This window comes from Pseudarthrobacter sulfonivorans (assembly GCF_014712225.1).
In the GTDB taxonomy this organism is placed as follows: Bacteria; Actinomycetota; Actinomycetes; order Actinomycetales; family Micrococcaceae; genus Arthrobacter; species Arthrobacter sulfonivorans.
The window spans coordinates 214,934-235,535 of record NZ_JACXBW010000007.1 but is presented as its reverse complement, the minus strand read 5'-3'; the positions used below and the strand labels follow the sequence as shown (position 1 = coordinate 235,535).

Below are 20,602 nucleotides of genomic sequence, written 5' to 3'. Positions count from 1 at the left end.
GTCATAAGCCGCCCACCGAATCATACGCGACGGACATAACAAGCCTGCGCCACTGTTGCCGGGCTCATTCTTGGCTAACGTCCTAATGAACTGCCGCGTCTGCCGGCTGGGCGTGATGGTCCGTCCAATTGCTCAAGCGCGCAAAAGCGATACGGCCTTGTCGATCGGTCCATCGAACATAAGGTTTCCGTGCTCCAAAAGCACACCACGGGAGCAAATGCGCGACACAAGGTCCAAGTCGTGGCTCACGACCACGAGTGTCTTACCGTTCTTCGCAAGCTCTTGAATCTTGTCGATGCATTTCCGTTGAAACGGCTCGTCACCCACGGCCAGGATTTCGTCGATCAGGAAGACTTCAGGATCCGTATGGACTGCAACCGAAAAAGCCAGCCTAAGGTACATTCCGGAGGAATAGAATTTCACCTCGGTGTCGATGAATTCGCCGATTTCCGAGAACTCAACAATGTCGTCAAAGCGATCTTTAACCTGCTGCTCAGTCATTCCGAGGATGGCGCCGTTCAGGAACACGTTGTCGCGACCCGAAAGATCGGGGTGGAAACCAGCCCCGACCTCGATGAGGCCCGCGACGCGACCGCGCGTTCGCACGGTCCCGGAGTCCGGCAGCATGACACCCGAAATGTGCTTCAGTAGGGTCGATTTCCCGGAACCGTTAAGCCCCAGCAATGCTACGGTCTCCCCTGTCTTGACTTCCAAGGAGACGTTCTTCAGGGCATGAAACTTCTTGGACATATCGCCGCGTCGCCCCTTCGCCAGCCAGACGACCGCTTCCTTGATGGAACGGGTGTGACGAAGGACAAACTCCTTGCTTATGCCGGAAACCTCAATTGCGTTTACCACTCACAGCTCCTGAGCAAAACGGCCCTCAAGCCGCCGGAAAGTAAATTGTCCCAAAACGAGGACCGCCAGGGAAACTGCAAGCCCCACGGGCAACCACAGGACGAACAGATTTGGAGGTATCGCCGATGAACCGTCAGTTGTCGGGAACCAGAACGCGTAGTGGAACAGCTCCACGCCAATCGTGATTGGATTCGCCTGATAGACCGCATACCCGACAGAGCCAAGCTTGTCGTGGACCATGGTCCAGGCGTACATCACTGGAGATGCCCAAGTAGCCACCATGAGCAACATGTCGACAATGTTTTCGGAATCCCTGAAATACACATTCACGGCCCCGAACAAGAGCCCAAGTCCTGTGGCGAGCAGGGCTACCACGACAAATCCACATAGTGCGGTCAGCAGCTGGAGTGCATCCGGGCGCCATCCGGCAAAGAGGCAGGCAGCCACCAGGACCACAAGCTGAGGAAAGAAGTGAACGGCCGATACCCAGACGGAGGCCACGGGAAACAGTTCCCGCGGGAGGTAGATCTTCTTGATGAGATTGCCGTTGTTGACTATTGACCGGGCTGCGTTCCCCAAGGCCTCGGAGAAGAAGTTGATGAGAACTATGCCCGAGAACAGGTATACGGCGTAGTTCGCCAAACCGTCCGGATTCCTCGGGCTGCGTTCCAACCCGAGAAATACGCCCAAGGCCACGTAGAACACGATGAACTGCACTCCGGGCTTGACGTAAGACCAGAGCAGGCCCAGGGCAGAACCTCGGTAACGTATTTTGAGCTCCTTGCGCACCAACAGTTTCAGCAGGAATCCCGACTGACGAATGTCGCGGATGCCGCCGCTGACCCCGGGCGTCGTCAGTTCCGCGGCAACGCCTTCGCTCACTTGATCTCGTTCTGAGTGTGCTGCTCGAACGTCTTCCTCCAGGATTCAATGGAAGTGAGCTCGTTCATAGCTGCCTTGTACTTCTTACTAAGCGCGGGCCAATCCTTAAGGAGCTCGGCGTGCAGGCGTGCGCTTTCGGCCAACATCTTGCGGAGCTTTTTCGGATCACGCCGGTACCAGGACGCGCCGGTCCCCTCAGCATTGGACACCACGGCGCTGTCGTACTGCGACATCCGCCACCAGCGGTTGTCCTGATGGGCGACCGTTGTCTGCGGACGTTCGGCGCTCGACCCACTGACAGGGGACGCCAACTGCCGGATCACAGTTTTTGCGGCCCACGGGAGAAGCGAAACCTTTGACGGCTGAGAAATACCGTGGCCCCGCCTCGGAGGCTTGTCCATCTTTGGGGCAGGGAATTCATCGGGGTCAGGGCGGAACACGGAATCAGAGTAACCTGACATCATTTCCCTGATCTCAGGGAGTTTCGTCGGAAGCAGGTCCCGCAGGCCCTCGGGCCCCTTCAGCACGTCCTCAAGTGCCCAGCGGCGGCCGTGAGCAGTCGCATACTGCATGGACACGAGATGCTTGATGTCTGCGTACTGGGATTCCCGCGGGACCCTGCCACCAAACTCGTAGGGGCTGTGCAGCAGGCCCACGATGAAACGGTTGCGGGCATGGAAGTAGGCCTGCCATCCGACCAGGTCATCCTTGTCAATCCAGGAAACGTGCCAAACCGCAGAACCGGGAAGCGAGACTGTTGGGTAACCTTTCGCCTTCGCGCGCAGACCATATTCGGCGTCGTCCCACTTGATGAACAGGGGAAGAGACAGACCGATGTCGCGAATGACCTTCGTGGGAATGAGGCACATCCACCAGCCGTTGTAGTCCACATCGCACCGGCGATGGAGCCAGGAAGTCTGGCGGAGATTCGATGACATGAAGTCGTGCCCGAGGATCATCTCTTCGCTGGGCAGGGCCGGCTGGAAGCGGTAGGGGTTCACCGTCTCGCCGAAGGTGTGCATGACAGTCCGGTTGTACAAATCGAACATATGCCCGCCCACAATGCTCGGCGTCTTGCAGCGGTCAGCAAACGTCAGCAAACGCGTGATGCTTTCGGGCTCGACCACCACGTCGTCATCCATCAGTAGGACGTAGTCGCTGCCATTCTCGACAGCTTCAAACATTCCCCTGGCAAAACCTCCAGAGCCACCGAGGTTTGACTGGTTAATAATCCGGAGCTTCCCCTGGAGTGAGGCCTCTACCTCCGCAAAGCCCTCAGCGTCAGCAACCTTCTGGGACCCCTGATCGACGATGAGGATTTCCTGGACGTGTTCCAAAGCCTCAGGGTTGTCGGCGAGGAGCCGCAGGTTGTTGAGGCAGAAGTCAGTCTTATTCAGTGTGGTGATCTGAAGCGTCACCGAGCCAGCCTTGCTCTCGACAGCTGGCCCTTGCCATTCTGCCTCCAACATAACCAGGGGTTCCGAGCCAGCAACGAGGTCAAACCAATACCAGCCGCCGTCGCCGAACGGTGCAAGGGACAGTTCAAAAAAGTTCTCAGTAATTCCCTCCACTTTGCGGGTGTCGACCCGCTGGAGCGAACCACGTGCGTTCGACTTATAAACGATGACGGAACCGGTTCCTTGGGTCCGGACATGGAGGCGTACTTTCTCAACGCTCGTCCACCTGCGCCAGTAACTGGCGGGAAAGGCGTTGAAGTAGCTACCGAAGGAGACACGCTCGCCGGATCGCACTGACGTGGAAAAGCGCGAGAGGAAGTCCTCCACATGAGCTTCCTTCGTCGGGCTACTTATGGTCCGGGGCTTGCTCGCCTTATTGTCGCGGTCCCCGACAGTGGGCAACTGAACTCCTGTGGCCGTGCCCATGTCCATGTAGAGCGGCACGGTGTCCATTTGGCTGGAGTTGGGCAGTATCACGCGCTGGAGCGTGTCCCAACGAGATTCGCCATCGTTGGAGTGAGTGGTTTCGGTTCCAGTTGTGCTGTTAGTCGAGACACTCATGCGTCTACGCCTCCGCTTTCAATCTTGGCGCCGCCCTCGAAGTGCGGGCGGATTTTGTTGTCGAACATCGTCAGGGCAGAGCCGATGGCCATGTGCATGTCAAGGTACTTGTACGTGCCGAGGCGGCCCCCGAAAAGGACATCCTTTTCGGCAGCGGCCAGGTCACGGTACTTGAGCAGCCGTTCCCTGTCAGCGGCAGTGTTGATCGGGTAGTAGGGCTCGTCACCCTTTTCGGCGGCACGCGAGAATTCGCGCATGATGACCGTCTTTTCGGTCTGGTACTCGCGCTCAGGGTGGAAGTGGCGCGGTTCAATGATGCGCGTGTAGGCCACATCGGCGTCGTTGTAGTTGACCACAGACGTTCCCTGGAAGTCGCCGACGTCGAGAACTTCCTCTTCGAAATCGATGGTCCGCCACGAAAGGTCGCCTTCGGCGAAGTCGAAGTAACGATCAACGGGGCCGGTGTAGATCACGGGAATGTTGCCAACGACTTTGTTCTTGCTGTACTCGTGCGATTCGTCGAAAAAGTCCGTGTTCAGCCGTACTTCGATGTTCGGGTTTTCCGCCATCTTTTCGATCCAAGCCGTGTAACCGTTGGTCGGCAGGCCCTCGTACTTGTCGTTGAAGTACCGGTTGTCGTAGTTGTAGCGCACCGGGAGGCGGGAGATGATGCCTGCGGGCAGGTCCTTGGGATCGGTCTGCCACTGCTTGCCCGTGTAGTGCTTGATGAACGCCTCGTAGAGGGGACGGCCAATCAGCTGGATGCCCTTATCGTTCAGGTTCTGCGGATCGGTTCCAGCGAGCTCGCCCGCCTGCTCCTGGATGAGCTCCTGCGCCTGGCCCGGCGTCAGGTTCGCACGGAAGAACTGGTTGATCGTCGCCAGGTTGATGGGCAGGGAGTAGACCTCCCCCTTGTGCACGCCGTAGACCTTGTGAACGTAGTTCGTGAAGGTGGTGAAACGGTTCACGTACTCCCACACGCGCTCGTTGGAAGTGTGGAACAGGTGTGCGCCATAGCGGTGCACTTCGATCCCCGTCTGCTCTTCCTTCTCGCTGTAGGCATTTCCACCGATGTGGTGGCGGCGGTCGAGGACAACCACCTTCAAGCCGAGCTCGGTGGCGGCCTGTTCTGCGATTGTCAGGCCGAAAAAGCCAGACCCTACGATGACGAGGTCAGCGGTCACAAAATCTCCTGGTTCGAAAGCGGGCAGCGCAACGTTCGGCATTGCCTGCTGAACCAGCCTACCCGAGACCCCATCGTGACCTACTAATCCGGTGGGTCAGCTCCCTCACCCAGCGGGCACGCAACCACCGTCAATCCCCCACCTCGCGGAGCCCGCCGTCATTCTCCTCATAGCGGCTGCCCGTGTGCGGGCACACCCACGATCCGTTGTCTTCACGCAGTGGTAGTCCAGCTTTGCCCACCCAGCCGATGCGTTTGGCGGGGACGCCTGCCACCAGCGCGAAGTCGGGCACATCGCGTGTTACCACGGCGCCTGCGGCAATGGTTGCCCAGGAGCCGATGGTCACCGGAGCAATGCACACGGCGCGGGCGCCGATTGCGGCGCCCTCCTTGATGGTGACGCCCACCTTGTCCCAGTCGTCCTCCGTCTTGAGCGTCCCGTCAGCATTGATCGCGCGCGGAAACACGTCATTCGTCAACACCACTGCGGGGCCAATGAAAACTCCCTCGCCCAGGACCGCCGGCTCGTAGACCAGGGCATAGTTCTGCACTTTGCAGTTGTTGCCCAACTGCACGCCGGGACCGATGTACGCGCCGCGGCCAATAATGCAGTTCTCCCCCAGCACGGCTCCCTCCCGGACTTGCGCCAGGTGCCAGACTCTCGACCCCTGACCGACGTCCGAGTCTGTTGAAACATCGGCGCTTGCTTCCACTGAAATCATGGGGATCGCTCCTTCTGCTGGGGCGGCTCGGCTGAGGCGTGAGGCGTAGTGCCACTGATCCTAACGGAGACCTGCCGACTGTGGACAGACTCCGCCGATGAGGCGTTCGCCCCCTTATCCACATGCGACAACTCACGGCGCGACACCTGCCCCTCTGATGGCTAGTTTGGAAGCAAGCTGACTGTTAGGACTTTCCATCATGCCGCTTCACTGCACACTCGTTCGGAGCCCGTTCGCAGCCCTGCAGGAACCACCCGTGGAGCTGACCATCGATGGTCCGGACGGTGCCGCCGGCACCGACCTGCAGCAGGAGTTGGCGGCCAGGTTTGCCACCGGCAGATTGTCGGTCGACGGGCAGGACGTTAGTTCACTTACTCTCGGGCAGCCTCCCTTGGTCCACGGGGCCATCCTCGTCGATGCGGCGAACGCGACTGCCCGCCGCGCCAGGGAGCGCACGCCAGAACCGGCCGCCTCACTGGCACTTGCCGTGCACAGCGGCGCCGGGGCCGGCCTCGTGGTCCCCCTCCGGCGAGGTACCTACACCATTGGCCGCGGCAACGCCGATGTCAGCATCCCCGACCCCGGCCTTTCGCGGTCACACGCGCAACTGGTGGTAACGGAAACCGCCATCACGCTGGCTGACCTGGACAGCGCCAACGGAACTGAAGTGGACGGCGAGCGCCGGCGGAACGCCGTCGTCACGACCAACTCAACGATCCGGTGCGGCAACTCGACCATGTCATTGGTCTTCCTGGAGGAGCCCGACAACCAACTGGATCAAGCAGGCACTGATGTCCATGAGCCGCTGGTCGTCAGGCGGCGCGACGATACCTCGAACCGCGCGGCGCTTCTCCTGACCGCCGTTCTCCCGTTGGTCATCGGCGTGGGCCTTGCCGTCATCACTGGAATGTGGATGTTTCTGGCCTTCACCGCAGTGTCAGCGATCTCCATCCTTGTGCCCATCATCGGCGGGCGTCGGCAGCGGCGCGAACTGGCTGCGGGGGTGCGGGACGCCGTCGCCAGGGATAAGGAACGACGACGACGGGCCGCCCCGCCGCTGTCCACGCTTACGCTGAGCGGTACCTCAGAAAGGGAGACGACTGCGCGCGCCGACGGGAAGGGCATCTGGCTGCGGATGGGACAGGCAATCCGGCCGGCAAACCTCCAGTTCGAGCCGCCCGATCCGGGCCGGGCAGTGCCCTCAGCCGGCATGCTGCCGGTGACACTCGATCCCGCACGGCCTCTCACCACAGTTCGCGGGCCGTGTGACGCGATGGAGGGAATGGTGCGTTCTTTCCTGATGCAATTCGCCGGTTACCCGCGAGGCCGGGGAAGCGTTGTGGTGGTCCACGGAAAAGCAGACCGACTACCTCTCGCCGCCCGTTTTCTGGAAGACGTCACCCTGTCCAGCCGTCCGGGCGCGGTCCACCACCTGCTGAAGCGCGGCTTCCGGCCCTCACACGGACATGGCGTGCTGATCCTTTTGGCCGGCAACGAGAACACGCCGATCATCGAAAGGGCCCTGGAACATGATTGGCAGGTCATTCACTTCTCCAACGAAGGCGAAGCCCCGCACGCTGCGGACGTCGAACTCGATGAACGCAGCTCCGTGTTCTGTACAGGAACCGACAGCATCCGCTTCCTTCCGGATCTGGCGCCCGAATGCGTCTTCGACGGGTTTTGCCGCCGTCTGGCCAGGAATGCCTGCAAGCCAGATGCGGCCAACGGAAGCATGCCCCTGTCTTGCCGGCTCATGGATCTTCTCCCTGCCTCCACATCTGACATAGCCAGACGGTGGAAAGCAAGCAGCAGCCGGCCCGGATTGGCCGTTCCCGTGGGGTTAAGTGCGGACGGCACGCAGACGCTGGACCTCCAGGCCGACGGGCCGCATCTATTGGTTGCCGGGACTACGGGCTCGGGAAAGTCTGAACTCCTCCGCAGCCTGACCATTGCTTTGGCGTGCAGCTACCCGCCGGACCGCATCAACTTCCTTTTTGTGGATTTCAAAGGAGGCTCGGGTTTGGGTCCCCTGACGGGGGTTCCGCACTGTGTAGGGATGCTCACCGACCTGGGCAGCCACGAACTGGAGAGGTACCTGCAGTCCCTCCGCGCCGAAATCAGATTCCGCGAAGAAGCCCTGGCAGCCGTGCAGGCACCCGACCTGACGTCCTACCGGGCGACTCCGGCGGGCCTCGCGTCACCGCTCCCCCACCTCGTGATCGTCATCGACGAATTCCGCATGCTCGTGGAGGACGCCCCGGAAACGCTCCGTGAACTCATGAGGATCGCCGCCATCGGCCGTGCGCTCGGGATACACCTCATCATGGCCACGCAAAGGCCCCAGGGTGCTCTGACGGCGGACATCCGCGCAAACGTGACCACCAGCATCGCGCTGCGGGTCCAATCCGAAATGGAGTCAACGGACATCATCAATTCGAAAGCCGCCGCCGGGATCAGCATAGAGACGCCGGGCCGCGCCTACCTGGTGCGTGGCACTGAAGCTCCGGTGGAATTCCAAGCCGGTTCACTGACTGGCGGGGCTGTGACGTCCAAACCGACCAGGCTCTCCGTACACCTCGCGTCGGACTACATCGACGCCCCTCCGGCCACAGGTGAACCCACGTTGGGAGGCCCTGAACTGACGCCGGCACAAGCAACCACACCGTTGATCGCTTCCCTGTCCGAGTTGTGGGAGGCCATGGACTGCGTTCCCCTCCGGAGGCCGGTTGCTCCCCCGCTTCCTTGCGTCCTGCCCGAACCATCCGCCAGGCCGGCCCGCTGTCCCGACAAAACATCTGCTGGCATGAAGGATGACCCGAAGGGTGACCAGAAGGTGACGGTGAGCGACTGTGCGGTGCCGGACGGTGACAGTTGGTCCGTCAGGCTCGGGCTCATGGACCTGCCCTCGGAACAGAGGACGGCACCGCTCATCTGGGAACCTGCGGCGCACGGACACGTGGGGTTTGTGGGCGGACCGGAATCCGGCGCAGGTGACGGGATGCGGCTAGCAGTCCTGCGTCTCGCCTCCCACAGGCACGAATCGCACTTGTACATCCTGGATCCGGACAGCTCGTTGGTGGGGTTCTCCTCGCACGGGCGGGTGGGTGCCAGGGCCGGGCTGCACGAGCTTCGGCGGGCAGCCCGCATTCTGGAGCGGCTGGCACAGGAGCAAGCGCGCCGGCTGGCCGATCCCGTGGCCGGTGCCACGCCGCTCACGCTCGTGGTCGCCGGTTGGGGTTCCTGGGCGTCGGCCTTCCGTTCCGGGCCGCTCGCCTGGGCGGAGGACCTGGTCCACGACCTGATCCGCGATGGTGGCAGGGCCGGTATCACGGTGATCATCTCCGGCCAGCGGGAACTCGTCACTGCCAGGTTCTTCGCCGCCATTCCCAACCGTGTGTACTTCCCCAGGGGGTCCAGCGAGGAGAGCCGGATTGCCTGGCCGAAACTGCCTCCGACCGCATCGGTGGTCGGTCGGGGCGTGGCCATTGGCGCACTATCGGCCGGGAAAACAACGGTCTGCCAGTTCTATGCTGCCAGACCGGAAACAGATGGGAGGTTGTCCAGCCAGGCGCAGAGAACTGCCCCGGCCAAGCGGCCGTTCCGCGTTGAGCCGCTGCCTTCGATGATCATGGCGTCCGATATGCCCGATATGCCCGATAAGACGTATGCACCACGCCCACACAGCACGGCCGGCCGTGTACCGGACGGGGCAGCCGCCAAGGCTGGGCAAAGGCCCGGCCTCTTCCTGGTAGGCGTGGGCGGCGACGAACTCGACCCGGTCTCCGTCCGCGTACCAAGAGGTGCAGTGCTTGCTGTGTTGGGCGGCCCGTCGTCGGGGAAATCATCTTTTCTCCGGCTGCTGACGCGCCTCAAACCCGATGCTGGACCCTGGCTCAAGCCCGAACCGGAGACCGAGCCCCCGGCCTACTGGTCGGAAGTGCTCAACCGGGCATCAGCCGGCGGCCTCGTCGAGGGATCCGTGGCCCTGGTGGACGATGCAGACCTCCTGCCGTACGAAGTAAACCGCCAACTCGTCGAGCTCAATGCTCTCGGGACCACCGTTGTCATGACTGCCGGCTTCAGTCCGGCGCTCTCCCAGCGGGTTCCGCTCGCGCTCCACGCGCGCAATCTGGGAACCGGGGTACTGATCGCGCCCCGGACGTTCTTGGACGGCGATCTTTTCGGGGTGCGGTTTGAGGCCGAACAGAGTCCTCCGCCGGGGCGGAGTGTCGTCATCCGGAACGGCCGCGCCATGGCCGTCCAGCTGGGCTGGGTACCACCGGACGATTCACTGAAAGGGCTGGCCGCCTAGCTGGTCCCCCATCACGCGGGCAAGGCACACAGCCCAAGACTGGCCACCGTGAAATGGGCGTCCAACTTTAGAGGGCCGGGGGCAGCCCGCCGGTCTGGGAGGCGTAGCTGATAACGCGCTTATCAAAGAGAAGCACTATCGCTGCCAAAGCTGGCAGCACCATAGCCAGACCCGCCGGCACCACACCCGCCGTGAGTGTGGGAAATCCGATGGTCAGGACGAACAGCTGGGCAACCAGCGCGGCAGCCCTGGTCCACCGGCGCCCCCGGAAGAGGAAGTGCCCTACTGAATAGAGCCAGGCAGAGAAGGCCAGCAACAGCCCCAAGGTGAAAACAGCGCCCCAGAACGAAAGCACAGGCGCGCCGGTCACCAGCTCGTAGCCGTACCAGCCTGCGGCAACCAAAAGGGCTGTGGCCTCTGCCGCGACAATGAGCGCGATGACCAGGATTCCGCGCGGTCGTTCCAGAGCTTCCGGAGCAGGTTCGGGCAGCGGATCCGAGGGGTTTTGGGGGGCTCTTGACACACTGGCACCATACCGGAGATAGTCGGACAGTGGTGGGGGTCGGCAACACGGATGTGATGTATCGCTCAGGAATCCGGGGATTTCAAGCTGTATTACCCCTTGTTTACACAGCGTTAACATGACAATCTTGATGAAGATGACCGATGGGGCCCCGCAGGGCCCTTTTCCTTTGTAGCCCCTAGTGAATAATTTCACAAACGGCTTTTCCCAGAATTGGAGCAACTGATCAGCATGGATTGGCGTAACCGCGCGGCGTGCCTCGACAAGGACCCGGAACTGTTTTTCCCTGTTGGAAATACAGGGCCAGCCCTCCTCCAGATCGAGGAAGCAAAAAGCGTTTGCCGCCGCTGCCCGGTTGTTGACACCTGCCTCCAGTGGGCCCTCGAGTCCGGCCAGGACGCCGGCGTCTGGGGCGGGATGAGCGAAGACGAACGCCGCGCCCTCAAGCGCCGCGCCGCCCGGGCCCGCCGCGCCTCCTAAGCACAAACCCCACCGGCGCCTTTACATCGGCGCCTGCACAAAAACCGCACCAAACGGCTTGCACAAAGCGATGGCCGCGGCCCCATCGGGGTCGCGGCCATCGCCTTTAAGCCACAGCTTTACCTCGCGGCCAGGCTCAGGCGGATCTGGACGGCCGTCCCGCCGCCCTCGCGGGGCTGCCACTGGATGCTACCGCCCAGCTCACTGGTGACAAGCGTCCGGACAATCTGCAGCCCAAGCCCCTCAACGTGCGGCGTATCCGGCAGCCCCACGCCGTCGTCGGCAATGGTCACAGTCAGCAGCTCCTCACCGTCTTCCTCCTCGGAACGGTCCGCGATGAGCCACACAGTTCCGGTGCGCCCCTCCAGACCATGCTCGACGGCGTTGGTCACCAGCTCGTTGATCACCAGTGCCAGCGGGGTGGCGAAGTCACTTGGCAGTTCGCCGAAGAGCCCGGAACGCTCGGTCCTGACCTGCTGCGAGGGTGACGCGACTTCAGCGGACAACCTGAACTGGCGGCCAATAAGTTCGTCAAAGTCCACGCTCTGCGCCAGACCCTGGGACAGGGTCTCATGAACCAGTGCGATGGTGGCCACCCGCCGCATCGCCTGCTCCAGCCCCTGTTTGGCCTCGTCACTGACCATCCGCCGGGACTGCATCCGCAGCAGGGCAGCGACGGTCTGCAGGTTGTTCTTCACCCGGTGGTGGATCTCGCGGATGGTGGCGTCCTTGGTCACGAGCTCCATCTCCCGGCGCCGCAGTTCCGAAACGTCCCGGCACAGCACCAGCGCACCAAAGCGCTGCTGCTCATCACGCAGCGGAATGGCGCGCAGGGACAAGCTAACGCCGCGGGATTCGATCTCACTTCGCCACGGCATCCGCCCGGTGACCACCAGGGGCAGCGTCTCGTCCACCATGCGCCGGTCCTTCAGCAGGCTGGCCGTCACTTCAGCCAGCGACCTTCCTTCCAGCGACTCGCCGTCGCCGAGGCGTCGGAAGGCCGATACGCCGTTGGGGCTCGCGTACTGCACAATCCCCTCGGCATCAAGCCTGATGAGTCCGTCCCCCACACGCGGAGCACCGCGGCGCGAGCCGGTGGGTGACGCAAAGTCCGGCCACAGCCCCAGCGTTCCCATACGGAGAAGATCGTAGGCGCACTGCCGGTACGTGAGCTCCAGCCGGGAGGGCATCCGGGAACTGGACAGGTCCATGTGCGTGGTCACCACAGCCAGGGTCCGGCCGTTGCGGACCATCGGCACAGCCTCCACCCGCAATGCCATGTCCGAGCTCCAGTTGGTCTCGCTGGACCGCTCGATGGCCCGGCTCGCCCAGGCCTTGTCCACCAGCGGCTGGAGGTCCGCCCGGATGGGCTCCCCGACAAAGTCACCGTGGAAGACCGTGTGCGTGGTTGAGGGCCGCACATGGGCCAGCGCAACATAGCCGTGGTCCGGGTGCGGGAACCACAATGCCAGGTCCGCGAACGCCAGGTCCGCAACCATCTGCCAGTCACCCACCAGGAGGTGCAGCCATTCGGCATCGCCCGGCCCGAAATCAGCATGTTCCCTGATAGGGTCCGTAAAGATTGCCACTGCACCTCCAGTTGCGACGCCAGGATCCCTAGCGTCGGACGATTGACCTCAAGAGCCTCAATGCTACCGACAGTGAGGCCATGTCGTCGGCCTCAAGCGCGTTGACCTCATCGAACATGCTCTTCGCCCTGCCCAGCTGCTCGGCATTCTGGCCTTCCCAATCCTTCAGCCGGTTCTCAGCGGAGTCCCCGGACCCTGTCGACTCAAGCACCGCCGTCGTCATGTCCGTAACGGTGGAATACAGGTCATCGCGCAGCGCGGCCCGCGCCAGCGCCTGCCAGCGGTCCTGGCGCGGCAGCTTGGTGATCCGTTCCAGGAGCGCATCGGCGTGGAACCGGTTGAACACGGTGTAATAAACCGACGCGATCTCCTCCACCGGTTCCTTGCGGGCGTGCACGATCTTGGCGATGTCCAGCAGGACGAAGCTCTCGAACAGCTCAGCCCACCGCAGCGCAAGGTCTTCCGGAAGTTCCCACCCGCGCGCCTTCTCCAGCCAGCCGGCCACCCGCTCGCGGTCATCCCCGCGCAGGTACTCCAGCAGCCGGCCCCGCATCGGATCCAGGAGCGGCTTGAACTCGGCGACGGTCTCCGCAATGGGACGCGAGCTGCCGCCTTGGGCCAGCAGCCACCGGACGGCCCGGTCCAGGATGCGGCGGATGTCCAGGTGGACGGCGCTCCAGTGTTCGGTGGGGAACGACGCCGGGAGGCTGTTCAGCTGGTCCACCATGAGGTTCAGTTCGAAAACTTCACGGAGGGCCACGAACGCCTTGGCCACGGCAACTTCCGTGGCCGAGGTTTCCTCCATGGTGCGGAACGCGAACGTGATGCCGCCCATGTTGATCATGTCGTTGGCCACCACCGTGGCGATGATCTCGCGCCGCAGCGGATGGGTGTCCAGCTCAGCGTCGAACCGTTCCCGCAGTTGCGCCGGGAAGTAGGCGCGCAGCGTGGCCCGGAACCACGGGTCATCCGCCAGGTTGCTGTCACGCAGCGCCGAAGCCAGCTCGATCTTCGCGTAGGCCGCCAGCACCGAAAGCTCCGGCGATGTCAGGCCCTGGCCCTGGCTGAGCCGCTCGCGCAGGGTTTCCGTAGTCGGCAGGGCTTCGAGGTCACGTTTCAGCTCCGCGGACTTCTCCAGCCAGTCCATCAGGCGCTCATAACTGGGGCTCCAGTCGGCCACCCGCTGCCGGTCGTTCAGGAGCAGGATGTTCTGGTCCACATTGTCCTCAAGGACCAGCCGGCCCACCTCATCGGTCATGGACGCGAGGAAGCCTGCGCGTTCCTCCGCGGACAGCTTGCCCGCCGCCACCATCCGGTCCACGAAGATCTTGATGTTGACCTCGTGGTCCGAGCAGTCCACGCCGGCCGAGTTGTCGATCGCATCTGTGTTCAGGATGACACCCTGCAGTGCCGCCTCGATGCGGCCGCGCTGCGTCATGCCCAGGTTGCCGCCCTCGCCCACCACCTTGACCCGCAGGTCCTTGCCGTCCACACGGATGGCGTCATTGGCTTTGTCGCCCACCGATGCGTTGGTCTCGGTGCTTGCCTTCACGTAGGTGCCGATCCCGCCGTTGTACAGCAGGTCCGCGGGTGCCAGCAGGATGGCGCGCAGGAGTTCCGGCGGGCTCATTTCGGTGGTCCCCTCGGGCAATCCGAGCGCCGCCCGTACCTGCGGCGAAACCGGAACGGATTTTACCTGCCGGGCGTACACGCCGCCGCCTTCGCTGATCAGGGACTTGTTGTAGTCGTCCCACGAGGACCGCGGCAGCTCAAAAAGCCGTTGCCGTTCCACAAAGGAGGCTTCAGCGTCCGGCGCCGGGTCCAGGAAAATGTGCCGGTGGTCGAACGCTGCGAGCAGCCGGATGTGCCGGGACAGCAGCATGCCGTTGCCGAACACGTCACCTGACATGTCGCCCACGCCCACCACCGTGAAATCCTGGGTCTGGGTGTCCACGTCCAGCTCGCTGAAGTGGCGCTTGACCGACTCCCACGCCCCGCGGGCCGTGATGCCCATGGCCTTGTGGTCGTAGCCCACCGAACCGCCGGAGGCGAACGCGTCGCCGAGCCAGAAGCCGTACTCCGCGGCCAGCCCGTTGGCGATGTCCGAGAACGTGGCCGTCCCCTTGTCCGCCGCCACCACAAGGTAGGAATCGTCGTCGTCGTGCCTGACGACGTCCGACGGCGGCACTACAATTTCCGCCCCGCCCTCGGCCACGAGGTTGTCCGTGAGATCCAGCAGGCCGCGGATGAACGTCTTGTAGCTTTCCATCCCCTCGGCCAGCCAGGCTGCCCGGTCCGCCGTGGGGTCCGGGAGCCGCTTGGCAAAGAAGCCGCCCTTGGCGCCCGTAGGGACAATCACCGCGTTCTTCACGGTCTGCGCCTTAACCAGGCCGAGGATTTCCGTGCGGAAGTCCTCACGGCGGTCGGACCAGCGCAGGCCGCCGCGGGCCACCTTGCCGAAGCGCAGGTGCACGCCTTCAACCCGCGGGGAGTAGACCCAGATTTCAAACATCGGCCGCGGGAACGGCAGCCCGTCAATCTTGGCGGGGTCAAGCTTGAAGCTCAGGTGCGGCTTGTACTGGTAATAATTCGTGCGGAGCGTGGCCTCGATCAGGTTGGCGAATGTGCGCAGGACACGGTCGGCGTCGAGCGTTGCCACCTCCTCGATGGCGGCCGAAAGTTCCGCACGGACCTTCCCCTGGGCGGCGGGCCGTTCAGCACTGGACAAAGCCGGATCGAACCGCGCTTCAAACAACGCCGTCAGGGCCCTGGTGACGTCAGGATTGGCGAGCAGGGTGTCCGCCACAAAGCCGGTCGAGTTGGTGTTCCCCATTTGCCGCAAGTACCGCGCGTAAGACCTCAGCACCGTGATCTGGCGCCACTGGATCCCCTCACGAAGCACCAGCCGGTCCAGACTGTCCGACTCGACCGCTCCGGAGACGGCAGCCCCGAACGAATCCGAGAGCAGTCCGCCGGTGGCGATCGGATCGACTCCTGCGGGGTACTTCAGTCCGAGGTCGTACAGGAAGAAGTCGCGACCGTCAGCTGTCTCGATTTCGAAAGGCCGCTCGTCAAGCACCTCGAGTCCCAGGTTATGGAAGTAGGGCAGGATCTGGCTCAGGCTCTTGGGCTCGAGCATGTACAGCTTGACGCGGGCGTCCTCCTCCAGGTCTTCCCCGGCCCCCTTGGGCAGGTAGACGTGGACGCCGGGGCGTTCCTGCCGGGCGCCGGCGACGCGCTCTGCTTCGGCGCCGTACTTTTCGAACCTGGCGATGTCCTCCAGCGCATCCTCTACCTCGTAGTCCACGCGGTAACCGGCGGGGAAGGCCTCGGACCAGATGCCGGCGAGCTCCTTTGACTGCTGGCCGGCCGCGCCGCTGCGCAGGACTTCGGCAACGCCTTCGCTCCAGGAGCGTGCCGCGCGGACCAGCCGCTTTTCAAGTTCCTCGGTGTTGACGTGGCTGAGTTCGGCATTCTTGGGCAGGCGGATCCGGAAGAAGAGCCGGGCGAGGGCGGATTCGGTCATCCTGGCCTCGAAGTCGATGGATTCAGCCTGGAAGGTGGACCGGAGTTCCTCCTCGATGCGGAGCCGGACGTTGGTGGTGTACCGGTCACGAGGCAGGTAGACCAACGCGGACATGAAGCGGCCGTATATATCCGGGCGGAGGAAAAGCCGCGTCCGCCGCCGCTCCTGCAGCCTCTGGATGCCTGTCGCCGTAGCCGCCAGGTCCTCGACTTCGATCTGGAACAGCTCATCGCGCGGGTATGTCTCCAGGATGCCGAGTAGATCTTTGCCGGAATGCGAATCCGGCGGGAACCCGGCGCTGCCCAGCACCGCGTCCACCTTCTCCCGCACGATGGGGATGTCCCGCACCGACCCCGCATAGGCGCTGGTGGCAAACAGGCCGATGAAGCGGCGCTCGCCGTTGACGTTGCCCGCGGCGTCAAAACTCTTGACGCCAATGTAGTCCAGGTACGCGGGACGGTGGACAGTGGACCTCGAGTTCGCCTTGGTGATGACCAGCGCGCGCTTTTCGCGCGCTTTCTTCCGGCCGGCATCGGTCAGGTGCTGCAGATGCGGGGCCCCTGCCTTTTCACGAAGCAGGCCCAGCCCGCTGTCCTCACGCAGCTCCAGTAGGTCCTCGCCGTCGACGTTGAGGAGGTCGTACTCGCGGTATCCCAGGAATGTGAAGTTGCCGTCGTCGAGCCAGCGCAGCAGGTCCTTCGCCTGCCGCAGCTCGGCGATCTGCGCCGGATTTGCTACCTGGTCCAGGCTCGCCGCAATCTGCATGGCCTTGTTCCGCATCTTTGGCCAGTCTTCGACGGCGGCGCGTACGTCTGCCAGGACGCGGTCCAGGCCCTCGAGCAACGAGGCGTGGGTTTCGTCCGAAACGCGGTTGATCTCAACTGCGATCCATGACTCCATGTGCGACGCATTTTCGCCTTGGGCGATGAGGTGGGACATCAGGGGCATGGCGGCGGTGTCACCGCTGGAGATCCCGATGTGGGAGGGCACCCGGTCCACCTTGACCAGCTCGCCCGTTTCCCTGTTCCGGGTGACAACAAAGAGGGGGTGCAGCACGAGGCGGATGGCTGCCCTCTGGCGGACGAGTTCGGCGTTGACCGAGTCCACGAGGAAGGGCATGTCGTCCGTGACAACGTAAACGACGCTGCTGTCTTCCTCATTGACGATGGCAACGTTCGCCTGGCCAGGCCGTCGGACGGCAGCTACGTTCCGATGGGTGTCCGCGCGGCTGGCCAGCACGTCCCGGGAGTAGCTCCGGGCATCCTCGTCAGCCAGATGTTGGTAGTAGTCCCCCAGGAATCCCTCCTGGTCTCCAATGGCTACGGACTGATCCTCCACGCTGGATCCAGACGACATTGACAAACGCCTCCATCACAAAGATTGACGCTGCACCGTTGCAGCTCCTACGGCGAGCCTAACCCTTTACCCGGCGCAGTGCGGTGGCAGATAATACAGAGGATCGGTTGGATCGCTGGACAGGTGCACAAACCAATTCCGCGATTGCCCGCCTGAGCTTGGACTCGGGGGCTGTTTCGAGCAATAACGACCCCGCCAGGAGCGCGGCGTCCGCCGCGGCGTTGTCCGCAGGCAGGAAGGCATTGAGTCCCGACGACGGCCCGTACCGCTGCCACGCATCCCGCAACTGACGCTCCGGCGACCTGCCCACGGCCGCGGCCCGCACCTTGTTCAGCACCACTACGGGCGAGAGCTGCGGCACTGCCAGTTCGAGCTCTGCCAATCCGCGGACCAGCCGGGGCACGCCCACAGGATCGGCGGCCCCGACGGCGAAAACAGTGTCCGCCAGTTCCAGGCTGCGGAGTGTGGCAGCGTTCCGGCGCGGGGCCATCGTGTCGAAGCTGAGTTCCTCGTCAGCCTCGAGGCAGAAGCCGGTGTCCACCACCACGACGTCGGCGATCTCCTTGGCGCGCTCCAGAACCAGGGACAGGGCTGCTGCCCGCAGTTCAGTCCACCTGTCGGCCCTGGTGATCCCGGTCAGGACGCGGAAGGTTCCGAGCTTGGTAGTGACCGGTGTGGCCACCTTCAGCAGTGCCTCGGCGTCCAGCAGCCCTTGGTCCGCCAGCCGGCAGGCCTGCGCGAGGCCGGCGGCTTCATCCAGCAGGCCCAGGACCGCTGCAATGCTGGCGCCGTAGCTGTCCGCGTCAACCAGCAGCACGGACTTCCCTTCCGCGGAAAGCTCCCCTGCGATGTTGGCGGCAACGAAAGTACGCCCGGGTGAGCCCGCCGGTCCCCAGACGGCGATGATCCGTCCGGTCCCGGAGGCGGGCGGTACGTCAGCCACGTCGGCGGGCAGCTGGCGCAGCGCGGCACTCGTGTCCCCCAGGGCGCTTCCTGACGTGGCACCCTGCGGAGTTCCGGTCAGCTGGGCAACAGCTTCCGCGATCCTGCCTGCCAGAGCGGCCGATTCAACACCGGTCAGTGCGGACGCCACACCGATTCCCCGCAGCCTTGCTGCTTCCTCGGCGTTGTCCGTCAGGGCGATGATCGCCACGCCCACTGCCCCGAGCCGGTCAACCAAGGATGCGGTGATGCCCTCGGAGCCGTCGGCCACCACGGCCGCCCTTGCCAGCCCGCTTTGGCAGGCAGCCAATAATTCAGTGAGTTCGGCGCAGCGGCGGACCACGGTGACGGGTCCGTGGAGCCGCTCCAGACCGCCCACCACATCCTCCCGGGCCTGCCCAACGGTCACCACGGGGATGCTCACGACCGGCCACCGCCCGGGTTCCAGACGACCGAGATCTTGGCCTGATTGGCCTGCGCTCCGAGCAGGGCAGGCATCTGGCTGTCAGCGACCAGCACCATCAGCACCGTGCTGCGGGACGAGCCGAGGGTGGTGGACGCCGCAGTCACTTGCGCAATTTCCGCGCCGGGCAACAGCAGCTTTGGCTCGCTGAAGCCGTTCCGGGCATCGGGCAAGGCCACCCAGACGTCCACCCGGGTACCGGCCACCGCCTGCGGAGGCAGGGGTTCGCCAATGGTTACCGCCACGGGCTTGCGGTCCAGGGAATCCACGGTTGCCAGGCTTTCCTTGGGCACCAACTGGCTCTTGCCGATTCTTTGCACGGCAACCAGCCCCTCGGGGAGTCCCGCTTCCACGGTGACGTAGTGCGCTTCGGTATCCCCGAGGCGGACCTTGGCCCGGACCACGTTGTCCGTTGTCAGTTTTTCTCCTACGGCGATGGAGTCCTTGGCCGCATAGACCTCGATGGTTTGGTCCGCACCGCCCACGAGCGAGATGACGCCCACGACGGATGCCAGGACCAGCAGCACTCCCACCAGCAGGCGCGGATCCTTCCACGACGGAGGCTTTAGCCTGCCAGCACCTGTGGTTCCTGCATCGTGGTTCATGCTTTCCCCCTAGCTCCGAGCCAGGCGGCGCCGCGCCCGGACACCTCATTGTTGCGGCCCGCGCCCCGGAACAAAAGGGTCATAAGACCAAACAGCGGCAAACTGTGGATAACCACACCAAGTGAGGCCTTAAGTGGCAAACTGGTTGCATGCCCAGATTCCTCACCCTCGCCGATGTTGCGGAGCAGCTCCAGATCAACTCACCGGCGGCCTATGCACTGGTTCGCAGCGGTGAACTCAAAGCCATCCAGGTGGGTGGAAGGGGCCAGTGGCGCGTTGAGGAGAAAATGCTGGAGCAGTACATCGAGGAGCGTTACGCCGAGGCCAGCCGCATGATCCGGGAAGCCAAGGCCAAGCAGGGCTAAGCCTGTTGATCCGGGCGGCGGTTGCCGCTACCACCGTCTGCTGAGTTCTTGTCCAGATAGTGACCTCAAGCGGGCCGGAAAACTGAGTTATCTGCACGAGGCTCTGACCCGCGCCTACAGCTCACCGGCATGCCACGAACGGACCGCACCCACCGATGCAAAGGGAATGGTGACAACCCGCCGGACCTCTGAGGCGCGCCGGGCCTCCCCGGGACCGACCAATGCCAGGTCCACGAAATCCGCGCCCACCCGGTCGATCACACCGGTCAGCCCGCTGCCATCGGCCGGGCCGTGCCGCAGGATAACCGCAAGGCCGGCCCGGTCCCGCGCCAGGCCGCGCAAGGCGTGCGCCAGTCCGATCCGCCGCCTGACCTGCGACGGCTCCTCCAGGGAAATGCGCCCCAGGCCGGCATAGTGCGCAACTGCACCATAGGGAATCAGGACCTGATGGCGCACCTCATCCAGGAGCAGGGCATCTGCCCCTGCATGACTGAGGACTCCCTCGAAGATCCGCCCGCCGAAAAGATGAACAGCCAGCCGGCTACCCAGGCCACCACGCAGCCTGTCCGCAAGGACAACGGAGGCGGCTTCCACCCTGGCACGTTCGGAGATCTCGGCTTCGACTGCCAGCTTCGCGCCCTCGGAAAACTGTGCCTCCATGTCACCGAACAGTGCATCCCATCGCATGGGCCCAAGCGTAGGGGCGGCTTTACCGGCGGTCAATTCACTCCATTCCCTAGACAAACCTTGCAGACTCAGGTCAAAATAAGCGTATCTA

General features: G+C 63.6%; 14 protein-coding genes. 3 read left to right on the top strand and 11 right to left on the bottom strand.

Translation table 11 applies throughout. The annotated features are described in order from the left end of the window. Positions 1–132: 132 nt before the first annotated feature. From IAQ70_RS11280 to IAQ70_RS11260, 5 genes are all read right to left on the bottom strand, one after another. Positions 133–858, bottom strand: a complete 726-nt coding sequence (locus tag IAQ70_RS11280; protein WP_190989403.1) for an ABC transporter ATP-binding protein — start codon at positions 856–858, stop codon at positions 133–135. Next, entirely contained in the window at positions 859–1,740 is an 882-nt protein-coding gene (locus IAQ70_RS11275; RefSeq protein ID WP_190989402.1) for an ABC transporter permease, read from the bottom strand. It lies immediately after the preceding gene. Beyond that, positions 1,737–3,758, bottom strand: a complete 2,022-nt coding sequence (locus tag IAQ70_RS11270) for a glycosyltransferase (RefSeq protein ID WP_190989401.1) — start codon at positions 3,756–3,758, stop codon at positions 1,737–1,739. Before IAQ70_RS11270 ends, IAQ70_RS11275 begins: the two co-directional genes overlap by 4 nt. Continuing rightward, on the bottom strand, positions 3,755–4,942 hold the full coding sequence (gene glf / locus IAQ70_RS11265; protein WP_190989400.1) for a UDP-galactopyranose mutase: 1,188 nt from the start codon (positions 4,940–4,942) through the stop codon (positions 3,755–3,757). Before glf ends, IAQ70_RS11270 begins: the two co-directional genes overlap by 4 nt. Before the next feature lie 130 nt (positions 4,943–5,072). Continuing rightward, entirely contained in the window at positions 5,073–5,663 is a 591-nt protein-coding gene (locus IAQ70_RS11260) for an acyltransferase (protein WP_190989399.1), read from the bottom strand. Positions 5,664–5,862: 199 nt separating this feature from the next. On the opposite strand from IAQ70_RS11260, the gene IAQ70_RS11255 reads away from it, so the two are divergent. Then, entirely contained in the window at positions 5,863–9,975 is a 4,113-nt protein-coding gene (locus IAQ70_RS11255) for an FtsK/SpoIIIE domain-containing protein (RefSeq protein ID WP_190989398.1), read from the top strand. Between the two features lie 67 nt (positions 9,976–10,042). Here IAQ70_RS11255 and IAQ70_RS11250 read toward each other — a convergent pair whose 3' ends face one another. Next, positions 10,043–10,498, bottom strand: a complete 456-nt coding sequence (locus tag IAQ70_RS11250) for a hypothetical protein (RefSeq protein WP_407682576.1) — start codon at positions 10,496–10,498, stop codon at positions 10,043–10,045. A 231-nt stretch (positions 10,499–10,729) separates the two neighbouring features. Between IAQ70_RS11250 and IAQ70_RS11245 the strand changes: the two genes are divergently transcribed. Beyond that, complete coding sequence (locus tag IAQ70_RS11245; RefSeq protein ID WP_003804966.1) at positions 10,730–10,978, top strand: WhiB family transcriptional regulator; 249 nt, start codon at positions 10,730–10,732, stop codon at positions 10,976–10,978. Between the two features lie 119 nt (positions 10,979–11,097). Here IAQ70_RS11245 and IAQ70_RS11240 read toward each other — a convergent pair whose 3' ends face one another. From IAQ70_RS11240 to IAQ70_RS11225, 4 genes are read right to left on the bottom strand one after another with little or no spacing between them, the layout of a single operon-like run. Continuing rightward, entirely contained in the window at positions 11,098–12,567 is a 1,470-nt protein-coding gene (locus IAQ70_RS11240; protein WP_190989397.1) for a sensor histidine kinase, read from the bottom strand. 28 nt (positions 12,568–12,595) lie between these two features. Continuing rightward, positions 12,596–17,449, bottom strand: a complete 4,854-nt coding sequence (locus IAQ70_RS11235) for an NAD-glutamate dehydrogenase (RefSeq protein ID WP_190989396.1) — start codon at positions 17,447–17,449, stop codon at positions 12,596–12,598. A 58-nt stretch (positions 17,450–17,507) separates the two neighbouring features. Beyond that, positions 17,508–18,815, bottom strand: a complete 1,308-nt coding sequence (locus tag IAQ70_RS11230; RefSeq protein ID WP_190989395.1) for an AAA family ATPase — start codon at positions 18,813–18,815, stop codon at positions 17,508–17,510. Next, complete coding sequence (locus IAQ70_RS11225; RefSeq protein ID WP_190989394.1) at positions 18,812–19,459, bottom strand: hypothetical protein; 648 nt, start codon at positions 19,457–19,459, stop codon at positions 18,812–18,814. The genes IAQ70_RS11230 and IAQ70_RS11225 overlap by 4 nt, the downstream gene beginning before the upstream one ends. A 149-nt stretch (positions 19,460–19,608) precedes the next feature. On the opposite strand from IAQ70_RS11225, the gene IAQ70_RS11220 reads away from it, so the two are divergent. Further along, complete coding sequence (locus tag IAQ70_RS11220) at positions 19,609–19,824, top strand: helix-turn-helix domain-containing protein (protein ID WP_190989393.1); 216 nt, start codon at positions 19,609–19,611, stop codon at positions 19,822–19,824. Positions 19,825–19,938: 114 nt separating this feature from the next. Here IAQ70_RS11220 and IAQ70_RS11215 read toward each other — a convergent pair whose 3' ends face one another. Next, positions 19,939–20,547, bottom strand: a complete 609-nt coding sequence (locus tag IAQ70_RS11215) for a hypothetical protein (protein ID WP_317983634.1) — start codon at positions 20,545–20,547, stop codon at positions 19,939–19,941. Between the last annotated feature and the right edge of the window lie 55 nt (positions 20,548–20,602).